This window comes from Pseudomonas sp. FG43 (assembly GCF_057809175.1).
In genome coordinates this window covers 120,328-145,294 of sequence record NZ_JBMDJL010000018.1, presented here as the reverse complement: position 1 = coordinate 145,294, position 24,967 = coordinate 120,328, and the positions used below count along the sequence as shown (strand labels likewise).

Annotated in this window: 8 protein-coding genes; 5 read left to right on the top strand and 3 right to left on the bottom strand. The window is 60.8% G+C overall.

Features of this window, described 5'->3' with window-relative positions; genetic code table 11:
- Positions 1 to 91: 91 nt before the first annotated feature.
- Positions 92 to 1,786: a cyclic peptide export ABC transporter gene (locus ACODS3_RS19985; protein ID WP_201000666.1), complete on the bottom strand. Its 1,695-nt coding sequence runs from the start codon at positions 1,784 to 1,786 to the stop codon at positions 92 to 94.
- A gap of 160 nt (positions 1,787 to 1,946) precedes the next feature.
- On the bottom strand, positions 1,947 to 3,008 hold the full coding sequence (locus tag ACODS3_RS19980; protein ID WP_489035902.1) for a TauD/TfdA family dioxygenase: 1,062 nt from the start codon (positions 3,006 to 3,008) through the stop codon (positions 1,947 to 1,949).
- Between the two features lie 321 nt (positions 3,009 to 3,329).
- On the opposite strand from ACODS3_RS19980, the gene ACODS3_RS19975 reads away from it, so the two are divergent.
- From ACODS3_RS19975 to ACODS3_RS19965, 3 genes are read left to right on the top strand one after another with little or no spacing between them, the layout of a single operon-like run.
- Positions 3,330 to 5,417 (top strand): amino acid adenylation domain-containing protein, encoded by a 2,088-nt coding sequence (locus ACODS3_RS19975; protein ID WP_489035900.1) that lies wholly within the window; start codon positions 3,330 to 3,332, stop codon positions 5,415 to 5,417.
- Positions 5,418 to 5,435: 18 nt separating this feature from the next.
- Positions 5,436 to 6,380 carry a syringomycin E biosynthesis L-threonyl-[L-threonyl-carrier protein] 4-chlorinase SyrB2 gene (gene syrB2, locus ACODS3_RS19970; RefSeq protein ID WP_201000669.1) on the top strand — a complete coding sequence of 315 codons (945 nt, stop codon included), beginning with the start codon at positions 5,436 to 5,438 and terminating at the stop codon, positions 6,378 to 6,380.
- A gap of 57 nt (positions 6,381 to 6,437) precedes the next feature.
- Positions 6,438 to 7,646, top strand: a complete 1,209-nt coding sequence (locus ACODS3_RS19965; protein ID WP_489035898.1) for an alpha/beta fold hydrolase — start codon at positions 6,438 to 6,440, stop codon at positions 7,644 to 7,646.
- Between the two features lie 101 nt (positions 7,647 to 7,747).
- On the opposite strand, the gene ACODS3_RS19960 is transcribed toward ACODS3_RS19965, so the two are convergent.
- Positions 7,748 to 8,365 (bottom strand): aspartyl/asparaginyl beta-hydroxylase domain-containing protein, encoded by a 618-nt coding sequence (locus tag ACODS3_RS19960; RefSeq protein WP_201017139.1) that lies wholly within the window; start codon positions 8,363 to 8,365, stop codon positions 7,748 to 7,750.
- Between ACODS3_RS19960 and ACODS3_RS19955 the strand changes: the two genes are divergently transcribed.
- Entirely contained in the window at positions 8,356 to 8,703 is a 348-nt protein-coding gene (locus ACODS3_RS19955) for a hypothetical protein (protein ID WP_201000672.1), read from the top strand. The genes ACODS3_RS19960 and ACODS3_RS19955 overlap by 10 nt on opposite strands.
- Positions 8,704 to 8,797: 94 nt before the next feature.
- Positions 8,798 to 24,967: a non-ribosomal peptide synthetase gene (locus tag ACODS3_RS19950; RefSeq protein ID WP_489035896.1), complete on the top strand. Its 16,170-nt coding sequence runs from the start codon at positions 8,798 to 8,800 to the stop codon at positions 24,965 to 24,967.

Here is a 24,967-nt window from a genome sequence, read left to right as displayed (position 1 = left end):
AAGGCGCACCTGCCCAGACTGTGTGAACGTAGCGCCTCTTGATTCCCAAAAAAAAGCCCGGCCAAAAGGCCGGGCCAAAGAGGCGCAAGCCTCAGGCTTGCTTATCGCGAATCCCGCAATTGATATCGGAAACGATCTGTCCGTCGGCCAGCTTGATGATGCGGTCGGCCAGCTGGAAGTACTGATCGTCATGGGTGATGATCAGGATCGTCTTGCCGCGTCGCTTCAGGTCAGGCAGCAGTTCCTCGTAGAAGAACCGTTTGAACGGTGGGTCCTGGTCAGCAGCCCACTCGTCGAGGACGTAGACCGGACGGTCTTCCAGGTAAGCACAGACCAGCGCCAGGCGTTTCTGTTGTCCATAGGAAAGCGCCTTCAGCGTCGAATAACCGTGCCCTTCGATCTTGATCTTGTCAGCCAGCCCCAGGGTCGTCAGGTACTTCTGCGCCAGCGCGCTGCTTGCTTCCTTTTCGTCCGGACCAATCAGGCGGTTGAACAGATGGAAGTCAGAGAACACTGCCGAAAACATATCCCGGTAGTCGCTGCGGTTCTTGTCGGTAACGTCGACACCATCGATCTGCACATGGCCCTGACGCGGGATATAAAGACCGCACAGCACTTTGGCCAGGGTACTTTTACCGCAGCCGTTGCCGCCGACGATATAGATGAGCTCTCCCGCATGAATGTCCAGATCCACAGGCCCCAGGGCGAACCCCGAACCTGCATCGGCATTCTGATAATCCATCTTCACGCCCTTGAGCGAGATGGTATCCCAGGCTTTTTGCGGGAAGTGCAGCAGCTTGGGCACTTCCGCTTCCACAACCTGTGGGTGCTTGTCATTGATACCAAAGCCGAACTCCGCCAGCCGGCTGCTTGCAACACGCCCCTGGGCCAGGATCGGCATGGCAGTCACCAGCAGAGAGAGCGGCCCCATGATGTAAAGCACGGCCAGTACGCTGGCAGTCAGTACGGCCGGATCCAGAGCTGCCACTTTAGGTGCGGCGAACAACAGGCAGCCCAAAAGTACCGACAATGTCAGTTGCCCAACGTTGTCACCGGCCGTGAACCAGACACGTTCGATGAAGTTGAAACGCGCCACCCGGGTTGAGGAAGCATCAATGGCCGAGCGACTGAACCAGTTGCGGCGAATACGATTGAGCTTCAGCTCCTTGAGGCCGAACACCAGCGCATGGGTGTATTCGTTGAACGAGGTGAATTCGTCACGCACCCGGCTCGACACCTTTACGCCACTGCTGAAGAAATACAGATAAAGCACCACTCCCGCGAACATCAGCGACAGCGTGACCGCAAACACCACCCAGGACAGGTAGGCAAGGTAAGCGATACCGAACAGGAATACCGTCGTCTCGACCAGCACGGTGGGCATCACGACCAGCGTGGTATTGAGTTGGGGAATGTCATTGGTGAGCATGGTCAGCACATTCGCCGGCCCGCGCTTGTCCACTTCTTCAAGGGGAGTGCGCAGAATCTTGCGGCACAGCGCGATGCGCAGCCTCGTCATGATGTGCATGCTCGCATAGGCCGGAAAGAACGCTGCGGCATTGCGAAAGACGAACGCCACGACGCTCAGGCCGATGAACCAGTACAGCACATGGGTCCGTGAACCCTCCATATGGATCGCCTGGTTGATCACGTTGACCACTGCAATCGAAGCGACCCCGCTGATGACACCGGTCACCAGAGTGAAAAGGGTCAGCCAGGGATGGCTGCGCCATAACAGGCGCATGATCGAACCCGGACTGGGCTTTTTCTCTTGCTCGTTGCTCATTGCTCAATATCCTTGCATGGACGGGCCAGATGGCAGTACCGATTACGAATCGCTGGTGCATGAACGCTCCAGCTCGTTCGGGAAAAACAGTGAAAGATCAAAAGCCAGTGTACGGACGAGACGGCTCGCAGCTGTCCCGGACTCCGAGTACAAGCGTCAATCATTTGCGTGGCCAGATGGCGTCTCGCGTGGTCATCTCGCCCATGGCCACTGCGATGACCCTTGGCTCTTCATAGGGGTCGCGCGCATGTGCAGCGAGCATGTTGTCGAGCATGACCAGATCACCCTTCTGCCACTGGAACCTGACCGCACAGGCCTCGTAGGCTTCGCCGACCAGGGCCATGACTTCATCTTCGATAGGGCTGCCATCGCCGTAGCTGACCATGCGCGGCAGACGGTCTTCACCAAACATGTCGAACAGGTCTTCGCGCATTTCCTCACCCAGGCAGAACGGGTGATGCAACTGGACCTGATTGAAGAAAGCCGCCTGCCCGGTGACCGGGTGATGAATGACCGCCGGACAATGGGTGTGGATTTGCAGGGTGTCGGCATCCAGCCACTCGAATGCCGTGCCTTGCTCGCGGCAACGAGCCTCTGCCACCTCGGGCCGGTCGGTGCCGAAAAAGCTCTGCCAGCTGGGCTCTACACCTGAGGTAAAGGTACGGATATAGCGCAGCGCCTTGCGCTCGAATGTATCGACCACTTCGGCAGGCAGTTGCAACAGCATCTGGCGAATGTCCACCAAGGGTGTCGCACCGCCCACTTTCGATGGCAGCTCACAGTAGAACCATTGCTTGCGCGGCCAGCTTTCCAGGTGCGAGCTTTCATTGTGATAGAGGATCATTTCCCGCTCGGGATAAGGTGTCGAGCGATACACATTGCGCCCGCCCTCCTTCTTCGGAAGATCACCGTATCCGCCGTGCAATCCCGGGGACAATGCCTCGGCGAAACTCTCGAACAAGGGCACTGTATCGAGACCGAAACCCCGGAACAGAATCGCCCCGTGCCGGCACAGCAACGCTTCGATGCTTTCACGGTTTTCGGCGGCCCAGGCCAGCGGCTCCAGCCCGGCTTCGACGGGCTCGATCACTACTGGCAGGCTGCTTTCAGGGTCCAGCAGCGACAGGCGCACCTTTGCGTCGCTACGGCTGTCCGGCCAGCGCAACGGCTCGGTAATGTTCGCCTGCAAACCGGCAGGCGACGCGATGGTTTCAAGGTTCATGCATAACTCCCGGGCGATGGGTATCGAGGGTCGCGCCTGATCGAGAAACCTCCCGTACCGGCACGCTTTGCGCCAGCATGTAAGCATCGCCCGATACGCCTGTCTGTCACCGCAATCGGGGACATTACGGCCCCCGCAGCGCGTCACCAACTGTCCCCATTTCCCTCGACAGACACCCTTGCGGGTTCGGTGCTGAAATGCCTCCGCTGCGCAGATACGAGCGGTTCGCAAGTACCTCACACTCTTCGGTACGGGCTGCAGAACCTGGTTTCCGAATGCGTCCAGCGCACTGCAACTTGTGATCAAACAGGAGTGTTATTCATGCCGATCAACCCGACTGGCAAAGGGGCAGACAAGCTGTCAGCCCCACTGCGACCCGGCACCTTGCTGCACGAATTGTTCAGTGCCAGGGCCAGAGAATTTCCCGAAAGAACAGCGCTATCCGATGAAACCCGAGCCGTCAGTTACGCAGAGCTCGACGCAGCGTCTTCGTCGCTGGCAGCCAGCCTGCGCAAGCGCGGCGTCAAGGACGGCAGCCTGGTCGGCCTGTGCCTGGAGCGCGATGTCGATCTGGTCATTACCCTGCTCGCCATCCTCAAGGCCGGTGGTGCCTATGTTCCGGTCGACCCGGCCTACCCTGCAAAACGCATCGAGCACATCGTTCAGGACAGCGGCCTGCAACTGATCGTCAGTTCCCGTGACTTGTGCAGCATTCCCAAGACGCCTTCGCTGCAAGTGCTGCTCCTGAACGAGCTGCTGGCAGAAAAGAACCCTGGCGAATTCAAGGCCAGCAGCGCCGATGCGTCTCAGGCTCCGGCCTACGTGATCTACACCTCGGGCTCCACGGGCGAACCCAAAGGCGTACTGGTAACCCATGCCAACGTCAGCAGCCTGCTGGAAAGCACTCAGCGCATCTACCATTTCACTCAAAATGACATCTGGTCGATGTTCCACTCCATCGGCTTCGACTTCTCTGTCTGGGAAATCTGGGGCGCGCTCGCTCACGGTGGACAGGTCGCCATCGTGCCTTACGAAATCTCCCGCTCGCCTGAGACCTTCAGAAAGTGGCTGATCAGCAATCAGGTCACTGTCCTGAGCCAGACGCCATCGGCCTTCCGCGGTCTTGACGAAGCAGATAGCCAGGCCAGCAAGCGTCTGTCGCTGCGTTACGTGGTATTCGGCGGCGAAGCATTGCCCGCCACCGTGCTGCGTCCATGGGTCGAACGTCATGGTGACGCGCTGCCAGCCCTGATCAACATGTATGGCATCACCGAAGCCACTGTGCACACCACCCACAAACGGGTACGCGGCCAGGACCTCGAAACATCGGCTACCGTATCTGTCGGCAAACCGCTGGATGGCTGGAGCCTGCACCTGCTGGATGAAAAACAGCAGCCGGTGAACACAGGCGAAATCGGCGAGCTGTATATCGAAGGCGCCGGGCTGACCCTGGGCTACCTGAACCGTCCGGGCCTGACGGCCGAACGCTTTGTCACCCTGCCAGGCAGCGGCATCCGTGCCTATCGCACCGGCGACCTGCTCAAGCTCGACGAGCATGGCGAATACCACTACGCCGGGCGTAGCGATCAGCAACTCAAGGTTCGCGGCTTCCGTATCGAGGCCGGCGAAGTAGAAGCGTCCCTGCAGTCGAGCAAGAGTATCTCCGCCAGTCACGTTACCGCGTACGACTACGGTCAGGGCGATTTGCGTCTTGTGGCCTACGTCGTTCCCGCCGATGGCTCACAGACCGTGACCCAGGAACTGCGCAGTGAACTGGCGGCCCTGGCCGCACAACAGTTGCCGGACTACATGCGTCCCTCGACTTACATTGGCCTGGCGGCACTGCCGGTCACCGCCCACGGCAAGATCGACAAACAGCAACTGCCTTCGCCGCTTGAGCACGTCAGCGCCATAACCGACCAGGACAACCTGTCGGAGCAGGAACTGCATGTACTCAAGGTCTGGTCCGACGATATCGGCCTCAAGGGCATTGGCCTGAACGACGACTTCTTCGATCACGGCGGCACCTCACTGGCCCTGATCCGTTCACTCAGCCTGCTCAAGGCTCACTACAAGGTTGACCTCAACCCTGGCGTCCTTGCGGACGGAGCCACAGCCAGGATCCTTGCCAACAGCATTCGTACCTCCCTTGCCAAAATCGATCAGGGCAACCTGTCGGAACAGGAGCTGCATGTACTCAAGGTCTGGTCCGACGACATCGGCCTCAAGGGCATTGGCCTGAACGACGACTTCTTCGATCACGGCGGTACCTCACTGGCCCTGATCCGCTCACTCAGCCTGCTCAAGGCTCACTACAAGGTCGACCTCAACCCTGGCGCTCTCGCGAATGGAGCCACTGCCAAGATTCTTGCCGACAGCATTCGCACCTCCCTTGCCAACGCCCATTGACCGAAAAGGAACACGCACATGTCTGAAACAGCAATCAAGCGATTCCACCTTTCCAAGGAGGAACGCGCCACATTCGAGAAGAACGGTTTCATCGGCCCTTTCACAGCCTATGACCAGGATGAAATGAAGGAAGTCTGGAAACGCCTTCGCCTGCGCCTGCTGGACCGCAGCCATGCGGCCTATCAGGATCTGGACGCGATTTCCGGCGGCACCAACATCGCCAACTACGACCGCCACCTGGATGACGACTTCCTGGCCTCCCATATCGGCTGCCCGGAAATCTGTGACCGCGTACAAAGCATCCTCGGCCCGGATGTACTGTGCTGGCGCACCGAGTTTTTCCCGAAATACCCTGGCGATGAAGGCACCGACTGGCACCAGGCAGACACCTTTGCCAACGCTTCGGGCAAGCCGCAGATCATCTGGCCTGAAAACGAAGAGTTTGGCGGCACCATCACTGTATGGACGGCCTTCACCGACGTGAGCATTGCCAACGGCTGCCTGCAGTTCATTCCCGGCACGCAGAACAGCATGAACTACGACGAAACCAAGCGCATGAGCTACTCGCCGGAAACCTCCAACTCGGTGGTCAAGGACGGCGTACGCCGTGGTTTCTTCGGCTACGACTATCGCCAGTTGCAGATCGACGAGAACTGGAAACCCGACGAAGCCAGCGCTGTGCCCATCCAGATGAAAGCCGGCCAGTTCATCATTTTCTGGTCGACCCTGATGCACGCCTCGTACCCGCACAGCGGCGAAAGCCAGGAAATGCGCATGGGCTTCGCGTCCCGCTATGTACCGTCCTTCGTCCACGTCTACCCGGATTCCGATCACATCGAGGAATACGGCGGCAAGATCAGCCTGGAAAAATACGGCGCGGTGCAGGTCATCGGTAATTCCACTCCTGACTACAACCGCCTGGTGACTGAAACCACTCGCGGCAAGAAGTTCAGGGAAGACTGAGTCATCGGTAATCGAGGCGGCAGGTCACCACACATGTCTGGTAAGGAGCGTTTAACCATGTCCAACTTCACTGACGCGGCGACGCGCCTGTGCGAGGCAGTCAGGATGCTCCGGCATCTGGCGACCAACCTCCCCGAACCGATTCGTATCGGCTTCCTCGGGGCCGAGGATGATCGTTCGATCATCGCCGGCCCCGGCGTAGCAGCAACACAGAAGGCGGTCAGCCTGGTTTTCGAACGCCTGGGCGTCCGACACCTGGAATACTGCCACGATGCCATTGCGCAACTGTCCTCTTTTGAATTGTTCATCAGCAGGAAAATCAGTGCCGCGCTGGATTTCAACTATGAGCTGTTTGGCGTTGCCGAACCGGATCCGGCGCAACAGATGCTGATCCAGGATTTCGACTTCAGCCCTCCTCTGCCAGGCATCGCCCGATCAAGCCTGATCACCCGCGACGGTGTCCTGCTCAATACTTACGCCAGTGCCAACCGGCAACTGGCGCCCATCGTACTTGCACTGCCGTGCGGCCTGCCTTTCGAGCTGTGCCGCGAATGGTTCCAGGCGCTGGGCGAACGCTACTTCGTCATGGCCTGGGAAACCCGCGGGCTCTTTGGGGCCTGTATCGACTTCGATCGTCTGGAGGTAGATGCCGACGCTCAGGTTGCGGACCTGTTCGCAGTCATGGATCACTTCGGCCATGACAGCGCACACCTGATGGGGATCTGTGGCGGCGCAGCGATCGCTTTGTGCGCAGCCGCCGCCAATACTGAGCGCGTTCGTTCGCTGAGCCTTTGGCACGGTGATTACAACCTGGCCGATGACAATCTGCGCACAGCTCATCAGCGCAATTTCGAGTGGCTGATGGAAGCCGCCGCAGCCGACCGTAACGAAGCTGCAGATCTGCAGATGCTCTTCGTCGATCAGGCCACGCTGGTCACTACTCCGGAACCCATTGCCCACGTGGCCCTGTTTCCGTACACCAATGCGGAGCTGTTCTACCGCTACTCGAAACTCAATGATGCACTGAACAAGACTGACCTGAACGTGCTGCTCGACCAGATCGTCGTGCCGGTGCTGGTGGTGGCTGGCGACAGCGACCAGACCACGCACATCGGTGGCTCACGGCATATTGCCCAGACTATCGACGGGGCACGCCTGCATGTTGAAGAAAACGGCAGCCACCTGGCGTTTTTCGAGCATGCCCCGCGTTCGTGCGCTACCGCGTTTCGCTTCATGGAAGAACTGGAAGAACCCGCACTGATTTAAATCGGAAATGCATCCATGCAGAATGCGAATTCATTCGCGAGAAGGCATTCAAAACGACATATTTCTGTCTGCCCTTCGCGAATGAATTCGCTACGCCTCAATCAGGCCTGCCCCACCATATGCTGCTCGCGATAGAACTCCATATACATCACTGTCCTTACACCATTCGATGCATTGACCGCAAAGTGATCGAGTGAGCCATCAAACACCACCAGATTGCCGTTGACGCTCTGGCTGAACTGGCCATTGACGTTCAGGTAGTTGTAGTTCTGCCGGGTCGGCGCATCGATGGTCAGTTGCATGTGCAGCAAGCCCTCTTCCCAGGTCCCGCCATGGGAATGTGTGCCCAGGAACACATTGGGCTCCAGGCGCAACAACGCACACAGTTTGATGCCTGGCGTGTTGCTCAGCAGCTCCAGGGTGCGAGGCATCTTTTGCTGGGCAAACGGGATGGGCTGGTCGTAGGCCACCAGCGCGTATTGCGTCCAGTTGGTCATCAACTGGTCGTTGTCGCCCCACCCCCAGAGCCAGCCGTACTCGCCGCCGTTATTGACGTGCTCGGTCAGTTCCTCGAACAACTCGGTGATGGACTTGTTCACGCGATTTATTTCCAGGGTCGGCGCATCCAGAGCCTGAAATTCATCGCGAATCACTTCCCAGTTTCTGGCCAGGTTTTCAAGTTGCGGGAAACGGCTGGCTTCATAAAACGATGGGCGCATGGCACCTCCTTCATCAGCAATTACTGGAAGACCTTCAAGGTGAGGTCATTTGCCTTTCGCCAGGCGAATGCAAGGCGATCAAGCCATTTGGCCTGCGCCACCATGGGCTGTCTGCCACCGTATTCGGGTACACCGATCCACCCGTGCTGCGCCTGCTGTTTGTCCCCACTTCCGGCGACAGACAGTCCAGAACCGATCCTCTAATTTCCAACCATTGCTCCCCGGAAGCGCCCGGTACCCAGGCACGGGATGGTTTGCTCGATTGCGCATTCTTCTCTCGAAAAGCCGGTTCACCGACTGCGACCGCCGAGACGACTTTTATTGATCGAACCTCATGATTCGTCACGCCGATGGGTAATGTCCGCATTGCAGCCTGCCTGCCCACCGCCCGTAGACGAGCCTTCACTGACTGCGCAATACAGGTGATCCAACATGGCCTCGTCCACTCCCCAGGTGCTTGAACAAGAAACCCCGGCGTACGGGCTCGCCTCCGTCCAGCAAGGTATCTGGCTCGATCAGATGGCTCATCCCGAGTTGCCTTACTACAACATAGGCATGGCGATGGAGATCCGTGGCGAGATCAATGTCCCGCTGTTCGAGAAGGCCATCCAGCTGGTTGTGGAACGTCACGATTCCCTGCGCCTGAGTTTCGATGTACAGGACGGCGTCGCCTGCCAGCGTGTCCTGCCTCGGGTCGATGTGGCATTGGAAGTGGTGGATCTCTCCGGCGAGCAGGACCCGGAAAAAGTCGCCAGAGCGTACCTGCAGGAAGAGTTCCGCCGCCCCTTTGCGTCGCTGACCGGTGTGCTCTGGAGTGTTCGTCTGGTGCGTTGCGGGCCACAGCTTTATTACTGGCTGACCCGCTATCACCACCTGATGACCGATGGCATCAGCGTCATGCTGATGGGGCGCGCAGTGGAGCAGGCTTATAACGGCCTGCTCATTGGTGAAGACGATCCGGCCCAGGGGCCATCCTATCTGTCCTTCCTCGAAGAGGATCGCGGCTACCTGGAATCGAGTCGTTTCGAGCGGGACCGGGCGTTCTGGCAGGAAGTCTTCGCCGAGTTGCCACCGCCGCTGCTGCAACAGCGTTTTGCAGTCCCTGGTAACGGCGTTGCACCCAGCGCCCAGGTGCAGACGATGATGCCGCGCAAACTGTTCAACGAACTGGCCGAGTTCGCTACTGGCCAGGGTCTGTCCCTGGCTCACGTGTTCATGACGGTGATCAGCACCTATTTCTGTCGCACCACGGGCGTAGACTCCATCGTGATCGGCATGCCGGTCCACAACCGTACCAATGCCCGGCAAAAGGCGACCGTGGGTATGTTCTCGTCGGTCAGCCCGATCCGTCTGGAAGTCGATACCCAGGCTTCGCTTATAGACCTGATGCAGGTCACGGCAGGCCAGTTGCGCCGTTGCTATCGGCACCAGCGCTTTCCGATTGCCGAACTCAACCGCACCTTGAAGCTTGCCCAGCAAGGTCGTCGGCAGCTTTTTGACGTGTCGATTTCATTTGAAAGCCTCAATGGCGACGCGACGCTGGGCGGTCAGGAAACCGAGATTTTCACCCAGGACAACGGTTACGAGCGTTTGCCACTGGCAATCTTCGTCCGTGACTACCATGCCTCAGACGATGTTTATCTGGACTTCAACTTCAACACCGCCTTCTTCACTCAGGAAGAAGTCCAGGTCATTCAGGGCCGCATGGTGTCGATGTTTGAAGCTCTTATCGAGCACCACGCGCTGCCTGTCGCGCAATTCCCGATCATGCCGCAAACCGAGCAGGACCGCGTGCTGCACACCTTCAACGCCACACAGCATGACTACCCTCGCGATGAACTGATCCACGGGCTGTTCGAGCAGCAGGTCGAACGTACGCCTGATGCGGCTGCGGTCAGCGACCATAACGGCCGGTCGTTGAGCTACGAGGCGCTTAATCAGCGTGCCAACCAGTTGGCCCATCAACTGATCAAGCAAGGTGTAACACCGGATGCCCGGGTCGCCGTGGCCCTGCGCCGTAGCAACGAGCTGGTGGTCGCGCTTCTGGCAATCCTCAAGGCCGGTGGCGCGTACGTGCCGATAGACCCGGACCTGCCGGACAATCGCCGGGACTATATGCTCGACGACAGCGCACCGGTGGCGATGCTGACCTCCGAAGCCCTGCTGGATAACGTGGCACGGGCAGACATTCCCGTGCTGCTGGTTGACGAAGACATCGACCACTCCGCGTTTCCGCACACCAACCCAGACCCGGCATTGCTGGGCCTTCAGGCCACCCATCTGGCTTATGTGCTGTACACCTCAGGCTCCACCGGCAAACCCAAAGGTGTGATGAACGAACACCGGGGCGTGGTCAACCGCCTGCTATGGGCACGGGACGAATACCGAGTCAATGAAACCGACCGGGTGCTGCAAAAGACGCCTTTCGGCTTTGACGTTTCGGTCTGGGAATTCTTCCTGCCGCTGCTGACCGGCGCTCATCTCTACATGGCGCGCCCTGGCGGCCATCAGGACCCAGCCTATCTGGCCCAGGTAATGCGCGAACAAAACATCACCCTGTTGCACTTCGTCCCCTCGATGCTGGAAGTGTTTCTGGAGCATGGCGACAATCAGGGTTTTACCGCCCTGAGCCGCGTGTTGTGCAGTGGCGAAGCCTTGCCTCGCAGTCTGCAGAAACGTTTCGAGGAGCAACTGGCGCCGGTCGAGTTGCATAACCTCTATGGCCCGACCGAAGCCGCCATTGACGTCACATCCTGGCAGTGTCGCCCGAGCGACGAAGGCGACAGCGTGCCGATTGGCCGGCCTATCGCCAATATCCAGATCTATATCCTCGATCCCCATGGCCAGCCAACACCTGTGGGTGTTGCGGGTGAAATCAACATTGGTGGCGTGGGCGTTGCCCGTGGCTACCTGAACCTGCCTGAACTGAGCGCCGAACGCTTTGTGCGTGATCCGTTCTCCAGTGACCCGCAGGCTCGCCTGTACAAGACCGGCGACCTGGGCCGCTGGCTGGACAATGGCGCGGTCGAGTACATCGGCCGTAACGACTTTCAGGTCAAGATCCGTGGTCAGCGTATCGAGCTGGGCGAGATCGAAGCCAAGCTGGCCCTGCACGAGGCCATCAAGGAAGCTGTGGTGCTGGCTCGCGACGAAGCGTCCGGCGAGAAACGTCTGGTGGCCTACTTCACCTCGACCAGCGACTCGCCGCTGGATATCCGTGAACTGCGCGACCACCTGCACGCCCAGCTTCCCGCCTATATGGTGCCTGCCGCTTATGTCGGCCTGGAAACCCTGCCGCTGACTGGCAACGGCAAACTGGATCGCGGCCTGCTGCCAGCACCGACAGCAGACGACGTGATCAGCCGTCGCTATGAAGCGCCTCAAGGCCAACTGGAAAACGCCCTTGCCGAGTTGTGGCAAAACCTGCTGAAAGTCCCTCAAGTGGGACGTGAAGACCACTTCTTCGAGCTGGGTGGGCATTCGTTGCTGGCCATTCAACTGATTTCCCAGATGCGCCAGCAACTGTCCATCGAGTTGGACCTGGCGGAGCTGTTTGCCCACCCGACACTTGCGGATCTTGCGCAGATTGCGGCAAGCGCAGGCAGAAGCAGCCTGCCGGACATCACGCCGGTTGACCGTGAAGCAGACCTGCCGATGTCGTTCGCCCAACAGCGCCTGTGGTTTCTGGCGCAGATGGAAGGTGCCAGCGAGGCTTATCACATGCCGGCGGGCTTGCGCCTGCGTGGCACGCTCGACGTTTCAGTACTGCAGAGCGCGCTGGACCGTGTGGTCACCCGCCATGAGGTATTACGCACCCGTTTCGTGCCCCATGCCAGTCAGCAGGCGGTGCAAGTCATCGATGCCGAGAACATCGGCTTTACCCTGAAACGCATCGACCTGTCGGGCCAGGCAGATGCAGAACAGCAGATGCAGGCCCTGGCCCATGAAGAAGCTCTGGCACCTTTCGACCTGGAGCGCGGCCCGCTGGTGCGTGGCACGCTGATTTGCCTGGGTGAAACCGAACATGTACTGCTGGTGACGCTGCACCACATCATCTCCGATGGTTGGTCGATTGGCGTGCTGACCCGTGAAGTGGCCGCGCTCTATGACGCGCTGCGTCAGGGTCATTCCGACCCATTGCCGCCTCTTGCGTTGCAATACGCCGACTACGCCGCCTGGCAGCGTCGCTGGCTGACCGGCGAGGTGCTGGAGAAGCAAAGCCGCTACTGGAAGGAAACACTGGCCGATGCGCCAGCACTGCTGACCCTGCCAACCGACCGGCCACGCCCGGCGGAACAGAGCTATAGCGGCGCCAGCTTGCCGGTGGCCTTTGACGAAGAGCTGACCCAGGCCCTCAAGACGTTGGGGCAACGTCACGGCGCGACCCTGTACATGACCGTAATGAGCGCCTGGGCCGCCCTGCTCAGCCGCCTTTGCGGGCAAGACGAAGTGGTGATCGGTTCACCCATGGCCAACCGGACCCGTTCCGAGGTCGAACCTTTGATCGGCTTCTTCGTGAACACCCTGGCGATTCGTGTCGACACCTCGGGACAACCCGATGTCGGATCGCTGCTGGCACGGGTCAAGGCCCAGACCCTGGCTGCCCAGCGTCATCAGGATCTGCCTTTCGAGCAGGTCGTGGAAATCGTCAATCCGTTCCGCAGCCTGTCCCACACCCCGATCTTTCAAGCCATGCTCAGTTGGCAGGACACCGGCGTCGGCCAGGCCGAACTGGGCGAATTGCTGCTTGAAGACCTTGGCCTGTTGAACGATATCGCCAAATTCGACCTGTCCCTTGACCTGGGTGAAACCAATGGCCGCCTGAGTGGCAACCTCGAATACGCCACCGCCTTGTTCGATGAAGCCACAGCACAGCGCTATCTCGGTTACTTCGAGCGCATTCTGCGAGCGATGGCCGACGACGACCGTTCGGTGGTTGAACATATCGAACTGCTCGACGCCAGCGAGCGTCAGCGGGTGCTGCAGGATCTGAACCCCACCCGCACAGCTTACCCCCACGACCGGACCATCCATCGTCTGTTCGAGGATCAGGCCAGCGTGCGCGGCGATGAGCTGGCAGTGGCTTTCGAGGGCCAGCGCCTGAGCTACAGCGAACTCAACCGGCAGGCCAACCGCCTGGCGCATCACCTCATCGGCCTGGGGGTTCGACCAGACGACCGGGTGGCGATCTGCGTAGAGCGCAGCGCCAGGATGGTGGTCGGTTTGCTGGGTATTCTCAAGGCGGGCGCGGCCTATGTGCCGCTGGACCCGGATTACCCTGAACAACGCATTGCCTACATGCTGGAAGACAGCGCGCCCTCGGTGCTGGTCAGCCAGCACGAGGTCCTGGGGCGCGTGCCGCAGTTGTCGATCCCGCTGGTGCTGCTGGATGAGCCCATCGAGGGCCGCGATGACAATCCGTTCGTTGCCGACCTGAAGCCTGAGCATCTGGCTTATGTGATCTACACCTCCGGCTCCACCGGCAACCCGAAAGGGGTCATGATCGAACACCGCTCACTGGTCAACTACAGCCTCGATGCGGCCCGTCTGTTCGAGCTGAGCACCCGCGACACCGTGTTGCAGCAGAACACCCTGAACTTCGATCTTTCCATCGAAGAAATCTTCCCGGCCATGTTGGCTGGCGCGACCCTGAAACCGACCCGCAGCCTGTTCGGCACCCGGCAGGATGACGATGAACCCGTCGCGACCATGGTACACATGACCGCCGCCCACTGGCACACCATGGTGGGTGAATGGCACCTGAATGCCGAGTTGGCCACAAGGCAGTTGAAAGACGTGCGCCTGATCAACGTGACCGGCGATGCGCTGTCCGCACAAAAGCTGCAACAGTGGGAAACCATCCGCCCGGCCCATGTGAAGCTGGTCAATACCTACGGCCCGACCGAAGCGACGGTGTCTTGCACTGCCGCCTATGTGCAGGGTTCTGCCGACGATAGCGAAGCCAGCGGCAATGCCACCATCGGCACACCCATGGCCAACACCCGGATCTATCTGCTGGACGAGCAGCAACAACCCGTACCGTTCGGTGCTTCGGGGGAAATGTTCATCGGCGGCGATGGCATAGCCAGAGGCTATCTGAATCTGGAGTCCATTACTCTGGAGCGTTTCCTGGCAGACCCGTTCAGCGATCAGCCTGACGCCCGCATGTACAAGACCGGTGACCTGGCCCGCTATCTGCCGGACGGACGTATCGAATATCTGGGCCGCAATGACTTCCAGGTCAAGGTGCGGGGCTTCCGCATCGAACTGGGAGAAATCGAGGCCCGTCTGGGCAGCCTGCCGGGCATCAAGGAAGCGGCAGTGATTGCCCGCGCCGACAGTGCAGGTGAAAAGCGTCTGCTGGCCTATGTCGTTCCCCGTGACGGCCAGAGCATCGAGGCGTCAGAGCTGCACGCGCAACTGACCCCGCTACTGGCTGAATACATGATGCCCGCTGCGTTCGTGAGCCTGCCGGCCTTCCCGTTGACCGCCAACCGCAAGCTGGACCGCAAGGCGCTGCCCGAGCCCACCGCCGAAGCCTATGCCAATCGCGCACACGAGGCGCCCCAAGGTGCCACCGAAACCCTGTTGGCGCAGGCCTGGCAAGAAGTGCTCGGCATTGAAACCGTAGGCCGTAACGATCACTTCTTTGCCTTGGGCGGGCACTCACTGAAAGCCGTCAGCCTGATCGAGCGTTTACGTGAGCAAGGGTTGGTCGCCGATGTACGGGCCGTGTTCAGTACACCACTGTTGCGGGACATGGCCACAGCCATCGAGGGCGGCAACGACTCGCTGTTCGTCGCCCCGGAGAACCTGATTCCCGATGGCTGCACGGCGCTGACGCCGGACATGCTGCCGCTGGTTCAATTGAGCCAGCAACAACTGGACACCCTGGCCCAGCGAGTGCCGGGCGGCGCAGCGAATGTCCAGGACATCTACCCGCTGGTGCCATTACAGCAGGGCATTCTCTATCACCACATGCTGGGTCACGAGGGCGACGCCTATCTGGTGCGCTCGCTGATCGAATTCGACGACCGCACCCACCTGGATGCCTTTCTCGACGCCTTGCAGCAGGTCATCGACCGCCACGACATCCTGCGCAGTTCCGTTCAGTGGAGCGGCCTGCCACAGGCGGTGCAGATCGTTCAGCGTCAGTCCACCTTGCCGGTAGAGACACTGGCACTCAAAGGCCACTCGACAGCCCTTGAACAACTGCAACGGGCAAGCGACCCGCGCCATCTGCGCATGGACCTGACCAAGGCACCGCTACTCAGTGCCCGGATCGTCCAGGACCCGCAATCCCGGCGCTGGCTGCTGGCGTTGCTCGATCATCACCTGATCAGCGACCACGTCAGCCTTGCGATCATTCTCGAAGAAATCCAGACGATCATGCAGGATCGCAGTGATCAACTGCCGGTACCGATGCCTTACAGGGATTTCGTCGCCCAGACCCTGGCCAGCACGCCCGAGGTTCACGAAGCCTATTTCAGCGAACGTCTGGCAGTAATCGATACACCTACCGCCCCTTTCGATCTGCTCAATGTGCAAGGCGACGGAGCCGACGTCAGCGAAATCAGCCAGTACCTGGAACCGGAGCTGGCCCACGCCATCCGCGAGCAGGCCCGCCGCCAGGGCATGACTCCAGCAGTGCTGTTCCATGCAGCCTGGGCGCAGGTTCTAGCCCGCTGCACCGATCAGAGCGACGTGGTGTTCGGCACTGTGGTGTCGGGCCGTCTGCAAGGTTCGTCCGGCTCCGAACGGGCGCTGGGGGTGTTCATCAATACCCTGCCGGTGCGCATCAGCCTTGCCGGGCAAGGTGTCCGCGAACTGGTCAGCGAAGTGGCCCGGGATCTTGGCCAGTTGCTCGGTCACGAACAGGCCTCGCTGGCGCTGGCCCAGCGTTGCAGCGGCGTACCGGCGTCTCTGCCGCTGTTCACCACCCTGCTCAACTATCGCCATCAGACCGATGGTGGATCTCTGGCCAATGACGAGGCCGTACTGCAATGGAATGGCGTGCGTTTCCTCAGCAACGAGGCACGCACCAACTATCCGATTGAAGTCGCCGTGGCCGATGAAGGCCAAGGTTTCTCACTGACCACCCAGACAGCCGCCGGTGTCGATCCGCAGCGTGTTGCCAGCTATTTCATCCAGGCTGTCAGTACGCTGGTCGACGCTTTGGAACAGACGCCGCTGCGTCTGGCTGACACCCTCGACATCCTGTCCGAAGCTGAACGCCAGCAGGTACTGACCGGTTTCAACCAGACTGCCATCGACTTCGGTACGCCAAGACCCTTGCAGACCTTGTTCGAGGCTCAGGCGCTGACCCGACCGGATGCCATCGCTCTGGTTTTCGAGCAACAACAGCTTACCTATGCTCAGTTAAACCGCCGCGCAAACCAGTTGGCCCAGCGTCTTCTGGTACACGGCATTCAGCCAGAACAACGGGTCGCCATCTTTGCGGATCGCGGCGTCGAGATGATCGTGGCCCTGCTCGCGGTGCTCAAGGCCGGCGGCGCTTATGTGCCAATCGACCCCAATCACCCGGCTGATCGCATCGCCTTTATCCTCAAGGACAGTGCCGCCCGTTTGCTGCTGTGCCAGAAGACCCTGACTCCTCACCTGCCTGCAGCTCGCTATTGCCCGGCGCTGATCCTGCTCGATGAGCACGACCCGGCAGTCATCGATGACGATCCGCAGTACGACGAGAACTTTGACCCGGAATCCGTGGGCTTGAGTGCCGAGAACCTGGCTTATGTGATCTACACCTCCGGCTCAACCGGGCAGTCCAAGGGTGTGATGGTCGAACACCGTTCGGTGTTCAACTTCAGCCACGTCATGGCGCAGACCACCCACGCCCATTGCCCACCACAGGCCAATATCGCGCTCAATGCTGGCTTCTACTTCGACATGTCCATCAAGGGCATCGCGCAACTGTTCTTCGGCCATCGCCTGATCATCATTCCACCGCTGATCCGGGCCAGCGGCCATGAACTGCTGGATTTCCTTGAGAAACATCAGGTCCATGCCTTCGATTCCACGCCATCACAGCTGGATACCCTGCTGGCGGCTGGCTTGCTGGAGCGTCGCAGCTATCAGCCAGTCAGCGTCCTGCTGGGTGGCGAAGCCCTGAATGCTACAACCTGGGACAAACTGCGCCAGAGCCAGAATATCCGCTTCTACAACATGTACGGCCCGACCGAATGCACGGTCGATGCCTCTTTGGGCCTGATCAGCGAGCTGGGCGACCGCCCGAGCATCGGCAAGCCGCTGTCCAACATGCAGGTGCTGGTACTCGACAAGCGTGGTCAGCCAGTGCCGGTGGGCGTGACCGGGGAGCTGCATATCGGCGGTGCCGGTGTGGCCCGCGGCTATCTGAATAACCCGCAACTGACTGCCCAGCGTTTTATCTCCAACCCGTTCTCCAGTGATAAGCAGGCACGCTTGTACAAGACCGGCGACCTGGGTCGCTGGAAAGCCGACGGCAGCCTGGAATACGCCGGGCGTAACGACTTCCAGGTCAAGATCCGGGGCTTCCGTATCGAACTGGGCGAGATCGAAAGCGCACTGCTGGCTTCTCCAGCGGTGCGTGAAGCGGTAGTGATTGCCCGTGAAGACAACCCCGGCGAAGCTAGCAGCAACCGGTTGGTGGCTTATGTCTGTGGCGAGCCGACTTCTGCCGAAGAGCTGCGGGCACGTTTGATCAAGCGCTTGCCGGAATACATGGTGCCCAGCGCCTTCGTGCAACTGGACGCCATGCCGCTGACCGCCAACGGCAAGCTCGACCGTCGCGCCCTGCCCGCTCCGGGCCAGGACTCGCTGGCAAGCCGGGCCTATGAAGAACCGCAGGGTGAAGTGGAACAAGCGATTGCCAACATCTGGCAGGACTTGCTGCATGTGGAGCGAGTCGGTCGCAACGATGGCTTCCTGGAGCTGGGCGGCCACTCGCTGCTGAGCGTTCAGTTACAGGCTCGCCTGCACACCGAACTGGGTGTTGAAATCGACCTGCGTACGCTGTTCGCCCAGTCCTCGCTGCAGGAACTGGCGGCCTATGTCGCCCAGGCCGATCAATCCCGTTCGCAACCGATTCCTCTGGCAGACCGCCAGCAAGCGTTGCCGGTGTCCCTGGCCCAGCAGCGTCTGTGGTTCCTCGACCAACTGGACCGCAACGCCAGCGCTGCCTATCACATCCCGGCACTGCTGCGCCTGACCGGCAAGCTGGACCGCGCTGCTCTGCAACGGGCGCTGGCCAGGATCGTGGAGCGCCACGAAAGCCTGCGTACCACCTTCGAGCGCCATGGCACGCAAGTGCAGCAGCATATCGCGGCGCCAGGCAGTGGCATCGTCATCAGTGAAACCACCGTCACCCATCCAGTGGACCGGCTCACTCTGCAACGCATGGCCGAGGAAGAAGTGGCCAAGCCTTTCGACTTGGCCAAAGGGCCGCTGGTCAGGTCGCATCTGGTCATCCTGGGCGATGACGAGCATCGGCTCTGGGTAACCCTGCACCACATCATTTCCGACGGTGCTTCGCTGGGCGTGCTGATCGACGAGTTCAGCGCGCTTTACAGTGCTTTCGCCAAAGGCGAGACCGATCCGCTGCCTTCTCTGGCCATCCAGTACGCCGACCATGCCGTCTGGCAGCGGCAATGGCTGTCGGGCTCACGCTTGCAGGCGCAGAAGGATTACTGGCAGCAACACCTGCAGGGCGCGCCTACCCTGCTGGAACTGCCCACCGACCGCCCTCGTCCACTGGTCCAGAGCCATGCAGGCGGCCAGTACAACGTCGCGTTGCCCACTGAACTGACGTCGGGGCTTCGTGCCCTGAGTCGCCGCCATGGCAATACCCTGTTCATGACTCTGATGGCGGGCTGGGCAGCGTTGCTGTCACGCCTGAGCGGACAGACCGACATCGTGATCGGCACACCGGTCGCCAACCGGCAACGCGAGGAAACCGAGTCGCTGATCGGCTTCTTCGTCAATACCCTGGCGATCCGCGTACGGCTGGACGACGAACCGACCGTCACGCAACTGCTTGAGCAAGTGAAAGCCAGCACGCTGGGGGCTTTCAGTCATCAGGAACTGCCTTTCGAGCATGTGGTGGAAACCCTGAACCCGGCTCGCAGCCTGGGCCACAGCCCGGTCTTCCAGAGCATGCTGGCGCTGAAGAACGGCGACGCCGAACCTGCCCTGCAACTGCCGGGGCTGACGCTGAGCGCCGAGGACTACGAGCACCGCAGCACCCAGTTCGACCTGTCGCTGTCACTGACCGACGACGGCACCGACCTGACCGGCAGCGTGGAATACGCCAGCGACCTGTTTGACGACAGCACTATTGCTCGCTTCATGTCCCACTTCCAGACCTTGCTTGACAGTCTGCTGGGCAACGACCTGCAAGCGGTCAGCCGCCTGCCGCTGCTCAACGAGGAGGAGCGCGAGCAAGTGCTGCATGGCTGGAACGCAACCGAACGGCCATTACCGGGCAATCCCTGCATCCATGAGCTGTTTGAACAACAGGTTCGCAATCAGCCTGACGAACTGGCACTGATCTTCAAAGACCGGCACCTGAGCTACGCCGAGCTGAACGCCGAGGCCAACCGCCTGGCCCATTACCTGCTGGCCACCGGCATCCAGCCCGATGACCGTGTGGCACTGGCCATCGAGCGCAGCCCGCGCCTGATCGTCGCCTTGCTGGCGATCCTCAAGGCGGGTGCAGCCTATGTGCCGCTGGACCCGGCGTACCCTGCGGAACGCCTGGCGTACATGCTGCGTGACAGCGCACCGCGTGCCTTGCTCTGCGAGCACGGGGCCTTGCAGCGTCTGGGCGAACTGCCCGCTGGCCTGCAAGTGATTGCTCTGGATGACGAGTTCCAGCCCTGGAACACCCTCGATGACAGCAACCCGGATGCTGCTGCGCTTGGGCTGACGGCATCGAACCTGGCCTACGTGATCTACACCTCCGGCTCCACCGGTACACCGAAAGGCGTGATGCTTGAACATGCGGGCCTGCGCAACGAAGTGGCGGCAATCTGCAAGCTGACCGGCCTGGTCGCTGGAGAACGCTCGCTGCAATTCGCGTCGGTCAACTTCGACGCCTCTACCGAGGAGATTTTCGGCGCGTTGATCAGCGGCGCCACGCTGGTCTTGCGCAACGATGACTGGCTCACCTACGCCAGCAACTTCTGGGCCTTGTGTGCGGAAAACAGGTTGAGTGTGGTGAGCCTGCCCACGCGTTTCTGGCAACAACTGGCTCAGGACCAGAAGGCACCGATTCCCGAGCAGGTGCGCGTGGTGGTCATCGGTGGCGAGGAATTGAGCACTGAGGCCGTGCAGCAGTGGTTCGCACGCCCTGGCCATACTCCGAGGCTGCTCAATACCTACGGGCCAACCGAGGCGACCATCGTGACGACTGCGGCTGAAGTCCAGCCACAGGACACCCCGAACCGAAGCATTGGACGGCCATTGGACAATACCCGGGTCTACGTCCTCGACCGCCATGGCGAACCGCTGCCCACTGGCGTGGTCGGTGAGCTGTATATCGGCGGTGCCGGGGTCGCACGTGGCTACCTCAATCAGCCACAACTGAGCGCCGAACGCTTCCCGATCTGCCCGTTCGGCAACGATCGACAACGCATGTACCGCACCGGCGACCTGGGTCGCTGGTTGCCGGACGGCACCTTGCAGTTCCTGGGCCGTAATGACGATCAGGTCAAGATCCGTGGCCTGCGCATCGAGCTGGGTGAAATCGAAAACGCCCTCGCCGCCTGTCCGGGCGTGCGCCAGGCGGTGGTACTGGCCAGGGACGACACGCCCGGACAGGCCAGGGACCTGCGGCTGGTCGCCTACCTGTGCGGCGAATCACTGTCCGTGGAGCAATTGCGCGCGCAACTGCTTGAACGGCTCCCTGATTTCATGGTGCCCAGCGCCTTCGTTCAGCTCGATGCGTTACCACTGACCCCTAACGGCAAGCTCGACCGCCGCGCCTTGCCAGTGCCCGATCAGCAGGCCTTCACCAGCCGCCGGAACGAAGCGCCCCAGGGCGAAACCGAAACCGTGCTTGCCACGCTCTGGCAGGAACTGCTGGGGCTGGAAAAAGTCGGGCGCCATGACCGGTTCTTCGAGCTGGGCGGTCACTCGCTGATGGCCGTCACGCTGATCGATCGTCTGCGTCAATTGGGCCTGAACGCTGACGTGCGCAGCGTATTCACGGCGCCAAGCCTGCACGAACTGGCTGCGACCTTGCAGCACGGCAACGTATTGCAATTCGAGACACCGGCCAACCCGATACAGGCCGGTTGTACAGAACTGACCCCGGACCTGCTGCCGCTGGTGGAGCTAAGCCAGTCGCACATCGACCATATCGTCATGCAAGTACCGGGCGGCGCGGCCAATATCCAGGACGTCTATCCACTGGTGCCTTTGCAGCAGGGAATCCTGTTCCACCATCTGCTGGACCAGGAAGGCGACGCCTATCTGGTGCGTTCGGTCCTCGAATTCAGCGAGCGGGCAACCCTCGATGCCTTCCTGGAGGCGCTGCAACAGGTCATCGACCGGCATGACAGCCTGCGCACCTCAATACACTGGAGCGGCCTGCCGCAACCACTACAGGTAGTACAGCGCAACGCACGACTGACCGTGAACAGTCTGGACTTCACAGGCGACGACATTCGCGGGCAACTGGAACGCGCCACCGAGCCGGGCCGTCAGCGTATCGATCTGGGCAAGGCACCGCTGATCCACGCCCACATCACCCATGATGTAGACACACAATGCTGGCTGCTGACACTGCTTGACCATCACATCATCAACGACCATGTGAGCCTGGGCATCGTCCTCGACGAAATCCGCACGATCATGGACGGCGACGCAGCCCGCCTGCCTGAACCCCAGCATTATCGCGAGTTTGTCGCGCAGACCCTGGCCAGCCCGGTCGAACTGCATGAGGACTACTTCCGTCGGCGTCTGGCAGACGTGGACAGCCCGACTGCGCCATTCGACGTGATGGATGTGCAGAGCGACTTCCAGAACCACATCCTGACACTCGACGAAGACTTCACCCAGAGCCTGCGCACCCAGGCCCGAAGCCGCGGCGTACTGCCCGCGACGATCCTGCATGCAGCCTGGGCGATGGTGCTGGCACGTTGCACTTGCCGCGATGACGTGGTGTTCGGCACCGTACTCTCCGGCCGCCTGCAAGGCGGTGCCGGGGCGCAAAGTGCCGTGGGCATGTTTATCAATACCCTGCCGGTGCGCGTACAACTGGCAGGACGAAGCGTTCAGGGCCTGATCGGCGAAACTCATCAGGACCTGAGCGAGTTGCTGGGCCACGAACAGGCTGCACTGACCACCGCCCAGAGTTGCAGCGGTATCGACACTGGCCTGCCGCTGTTTACCAGCCTGCTCAACTACCGCCTGCATGCCCGGGCTGCCGAAGGGCTGGCGGACTGGCCCGGCATACGGGTGCTGACCGACGTCGATAACGGCGACTATCCGCTGTCGCTGTCGGTGGACGATTATCCTCAGCACCTGACACTCACCCTGCAAAGTGTGCCGGTCATGGATGCCCGGCGCATCGCCGACATGACACTCAAAGCCCTGAAACTGTTGGTCCAGGCACTGGCGGAAAATCCGGACATCGAGCTTGCCGACCTGGACCTGCTATCGGACGAAGAACGTCAGCGAGTGCTGGTCGAACTCAACCAGTCTCAGACGGCCTATCTGCAGGACACCTGCATCCACCAGCTCTTTGAAGCACAGGTGCTGCGCCAGCCCGAGGCGATTGCCGTCCGGGACCGCGAGCGGAACCTGAGCTATCAGGAACTCAACCGTCAGGCCAACCTCGTCGCCCACCAGTTGCTGGCCCAGGGTCTGCAACCGGACGATCGGGTCGCCTTGCTGCTGGAGCGTGGCCCGGAACTGATCATCGGCATGTTGGGCATTCTCAAGGCCGGTGGCGCCTATGTACCACTGGACCCCGATTATCCGGCCGAGCGGCTGGCGCATATTGCGACCGACAGCGCACCGAAGGTCTTGCTCAGCCGGGCTGGACGGCTGAATTCGCTGCCTGAGCTGTCGATCCCGACATTGCTGATCGATGCCGGGTTCCTGACCCGGAGCAACCCGGAACAGGAGCACAACCCGGACTTGGCGTTGAGTTCCAGAAACCTGGCCTACGTGATCTATACCTCGGGTTCGACCGGCCTGCCCAAAGGCGTAATGATCGAGCACCGCAGCCTGGTCAATTACAGCCTGGATGCAGCCAGCCTGTTCGAACTGACCTCGGACGATCTGGTATTGCAGCAGAACTCGCCGAACTTCGACCTGTCGGTCGAGGAAATTTTCCCGGCCCTGCTGGCAGGCGCCACTTTGATGCCGACGCAGGAGATTTTCGGCACTGACGGGCTGATCGGCGAAGCGGCTCCAACGGTGCTGCACATGACATCGGCCCACTGGCACAGCCTGGTCGGCGGCTGGCACCCACAACCGGAGCGCGCCCTGGCCTGCCTGGGCAATGTGCGGCTGATCAACGTGACCGGCGATGCTCTGTCGGCGCAGAAGCTGGAGCAATGGGCCAGGATCCGGCCGGCTCACACCCGACTGGTGAACACCTACGGCCCTACCGAGGCGACCGTATCCTGTACCGCCGCTTATGTGGGCGAAGCAGCAGGCGACCGGCCGATGGAAGCCTTGGTGAGCATTGGCAAACCCATGGCCAATACCCGTATTTACCTGCTGGACCCACACCTGCGCCCCGTGCCTTTCGGTACTACGGGGGAAATGTATATCGGTGGCCACGGGGTCGCTCGCGGCTACCTGAACCTGGAAACCGCCAATGCCGAACGCTTCCTGGCCGACCCGTTCAGCGACGAAGCCGATGCCCGCCTGTACAAGACCGGCGATCTGGCCCGTTACCTGAGCGACGGCAGCCTGGCGTTCATGGGCCGTAACGACTTCCAGGTCAAGGTCAGGGGTTTCCGGATCGAGCTGGGGGAAATCGAATCCCGGCTTGCCGGCTGTGCCGGGGTCAAGGAAGCGGCCGTCATCGCCCGCGAAGACGTGCCCGGCGAGAAACGGCTGGTGGCCTATGTGGTCGCGCAGGCCGGTCATGTCCTCAGTGCCACGGCATTGCGCGAAGAACTCGCGCCGCAACTGGCCGAGTACATGCTGCCCGGCGCTTTCGTGATCATCGATGCCATGCCATTGACCCCCAACGGCAAGCTCGACCGCGCACGGCTTCCAGCACCGGACCAGCAAGCCTTTGCCCAGCGCGCCTATGAAGCCCCGAGTGGCGAGACCGAGCAATTGCTGGCCAGCCTGTGGGCCGACCTGCTCGGTTTCGAGCACATCGGTCGTAACGATTCGTTCTTCGAGCTGGGCGGTCACTCCCTGACAGCGGTGCAATTGACCCTGCGGATTCGTGAGGAAACCGGCGTCGACATTCCTCTCAGAACCCTTTTTGAACAGAACTCGCTGATGGCTCTGGCCGACCACATCAACACCTTGCAACTGGCGCTGTACGACGCCGACGACCTGCTCGCGCTCGAACAGGAACTGGCTTTGCTCTCTGAAAGCGACCTGCTCGCTATTGTCTCCAAGGATGCCTGA

Bases quoted from the DNA above. Each gene is read 5' to 3' on its own strand.
- ACODS3_RS19980 (WP_489035902.1), bottom strand. From the start codon at position 3,008: ATGAACCTTGAAACCATCGCGTCGCCTGCCGGTTTGCAGGCGAACATT.
- ACODS3_RS19960 (WP_201017139.1), bottom strand. From the start codon at position 8,365: ATGCGCCCATCGTTTTATGAAGCCAGCCGTTTCCCGCAACTTGAAAAC.
- ACODS3_RS19955 (WP_201000672.1), top strand. From the start codon at position 8,356: ATGGGCGCATGGCACCTCCTTCATCAGCAATTACTGGAAGACCTTCAA.
- ACODS3_RS19985 (WP_201000666.1), bottom strand. From the start codon at position 1,786: ATGAGCAACGAGCAAGAGAAAAAGCCCAGTCCGGGTTCGATCATGCGC.
- ACODS3_RS19965 (WP_489035898.1), top strand. From the start codon at position 6,438: ATGTCCAACTTCACTGACGCGGCGACGCGCCTGTGCGAGGCAGTCAGG.
- ACODS3_RS19950 (WP_489035896.1), top strand. From the start codon at position 8,798: ATGGCCTCGTCCACTCCCCAGGTGCTTGAACAAGAAACCCCGGCGTAC.
- ACODS3_RS19975 (WP_489035900.1), top strand. From the start codon at position 3,330: ATGCCGATCAACCCGACTGGCAAAGGGGCAGACAAGCTGTCAGCCCCA.
- syrB2 (WP_201000669.1), top strand. From the start codon at position 5,436: ATGTCTGAAACAGCAATCAAGCGATTCCACCTTTCCAAGGAGGAACGC.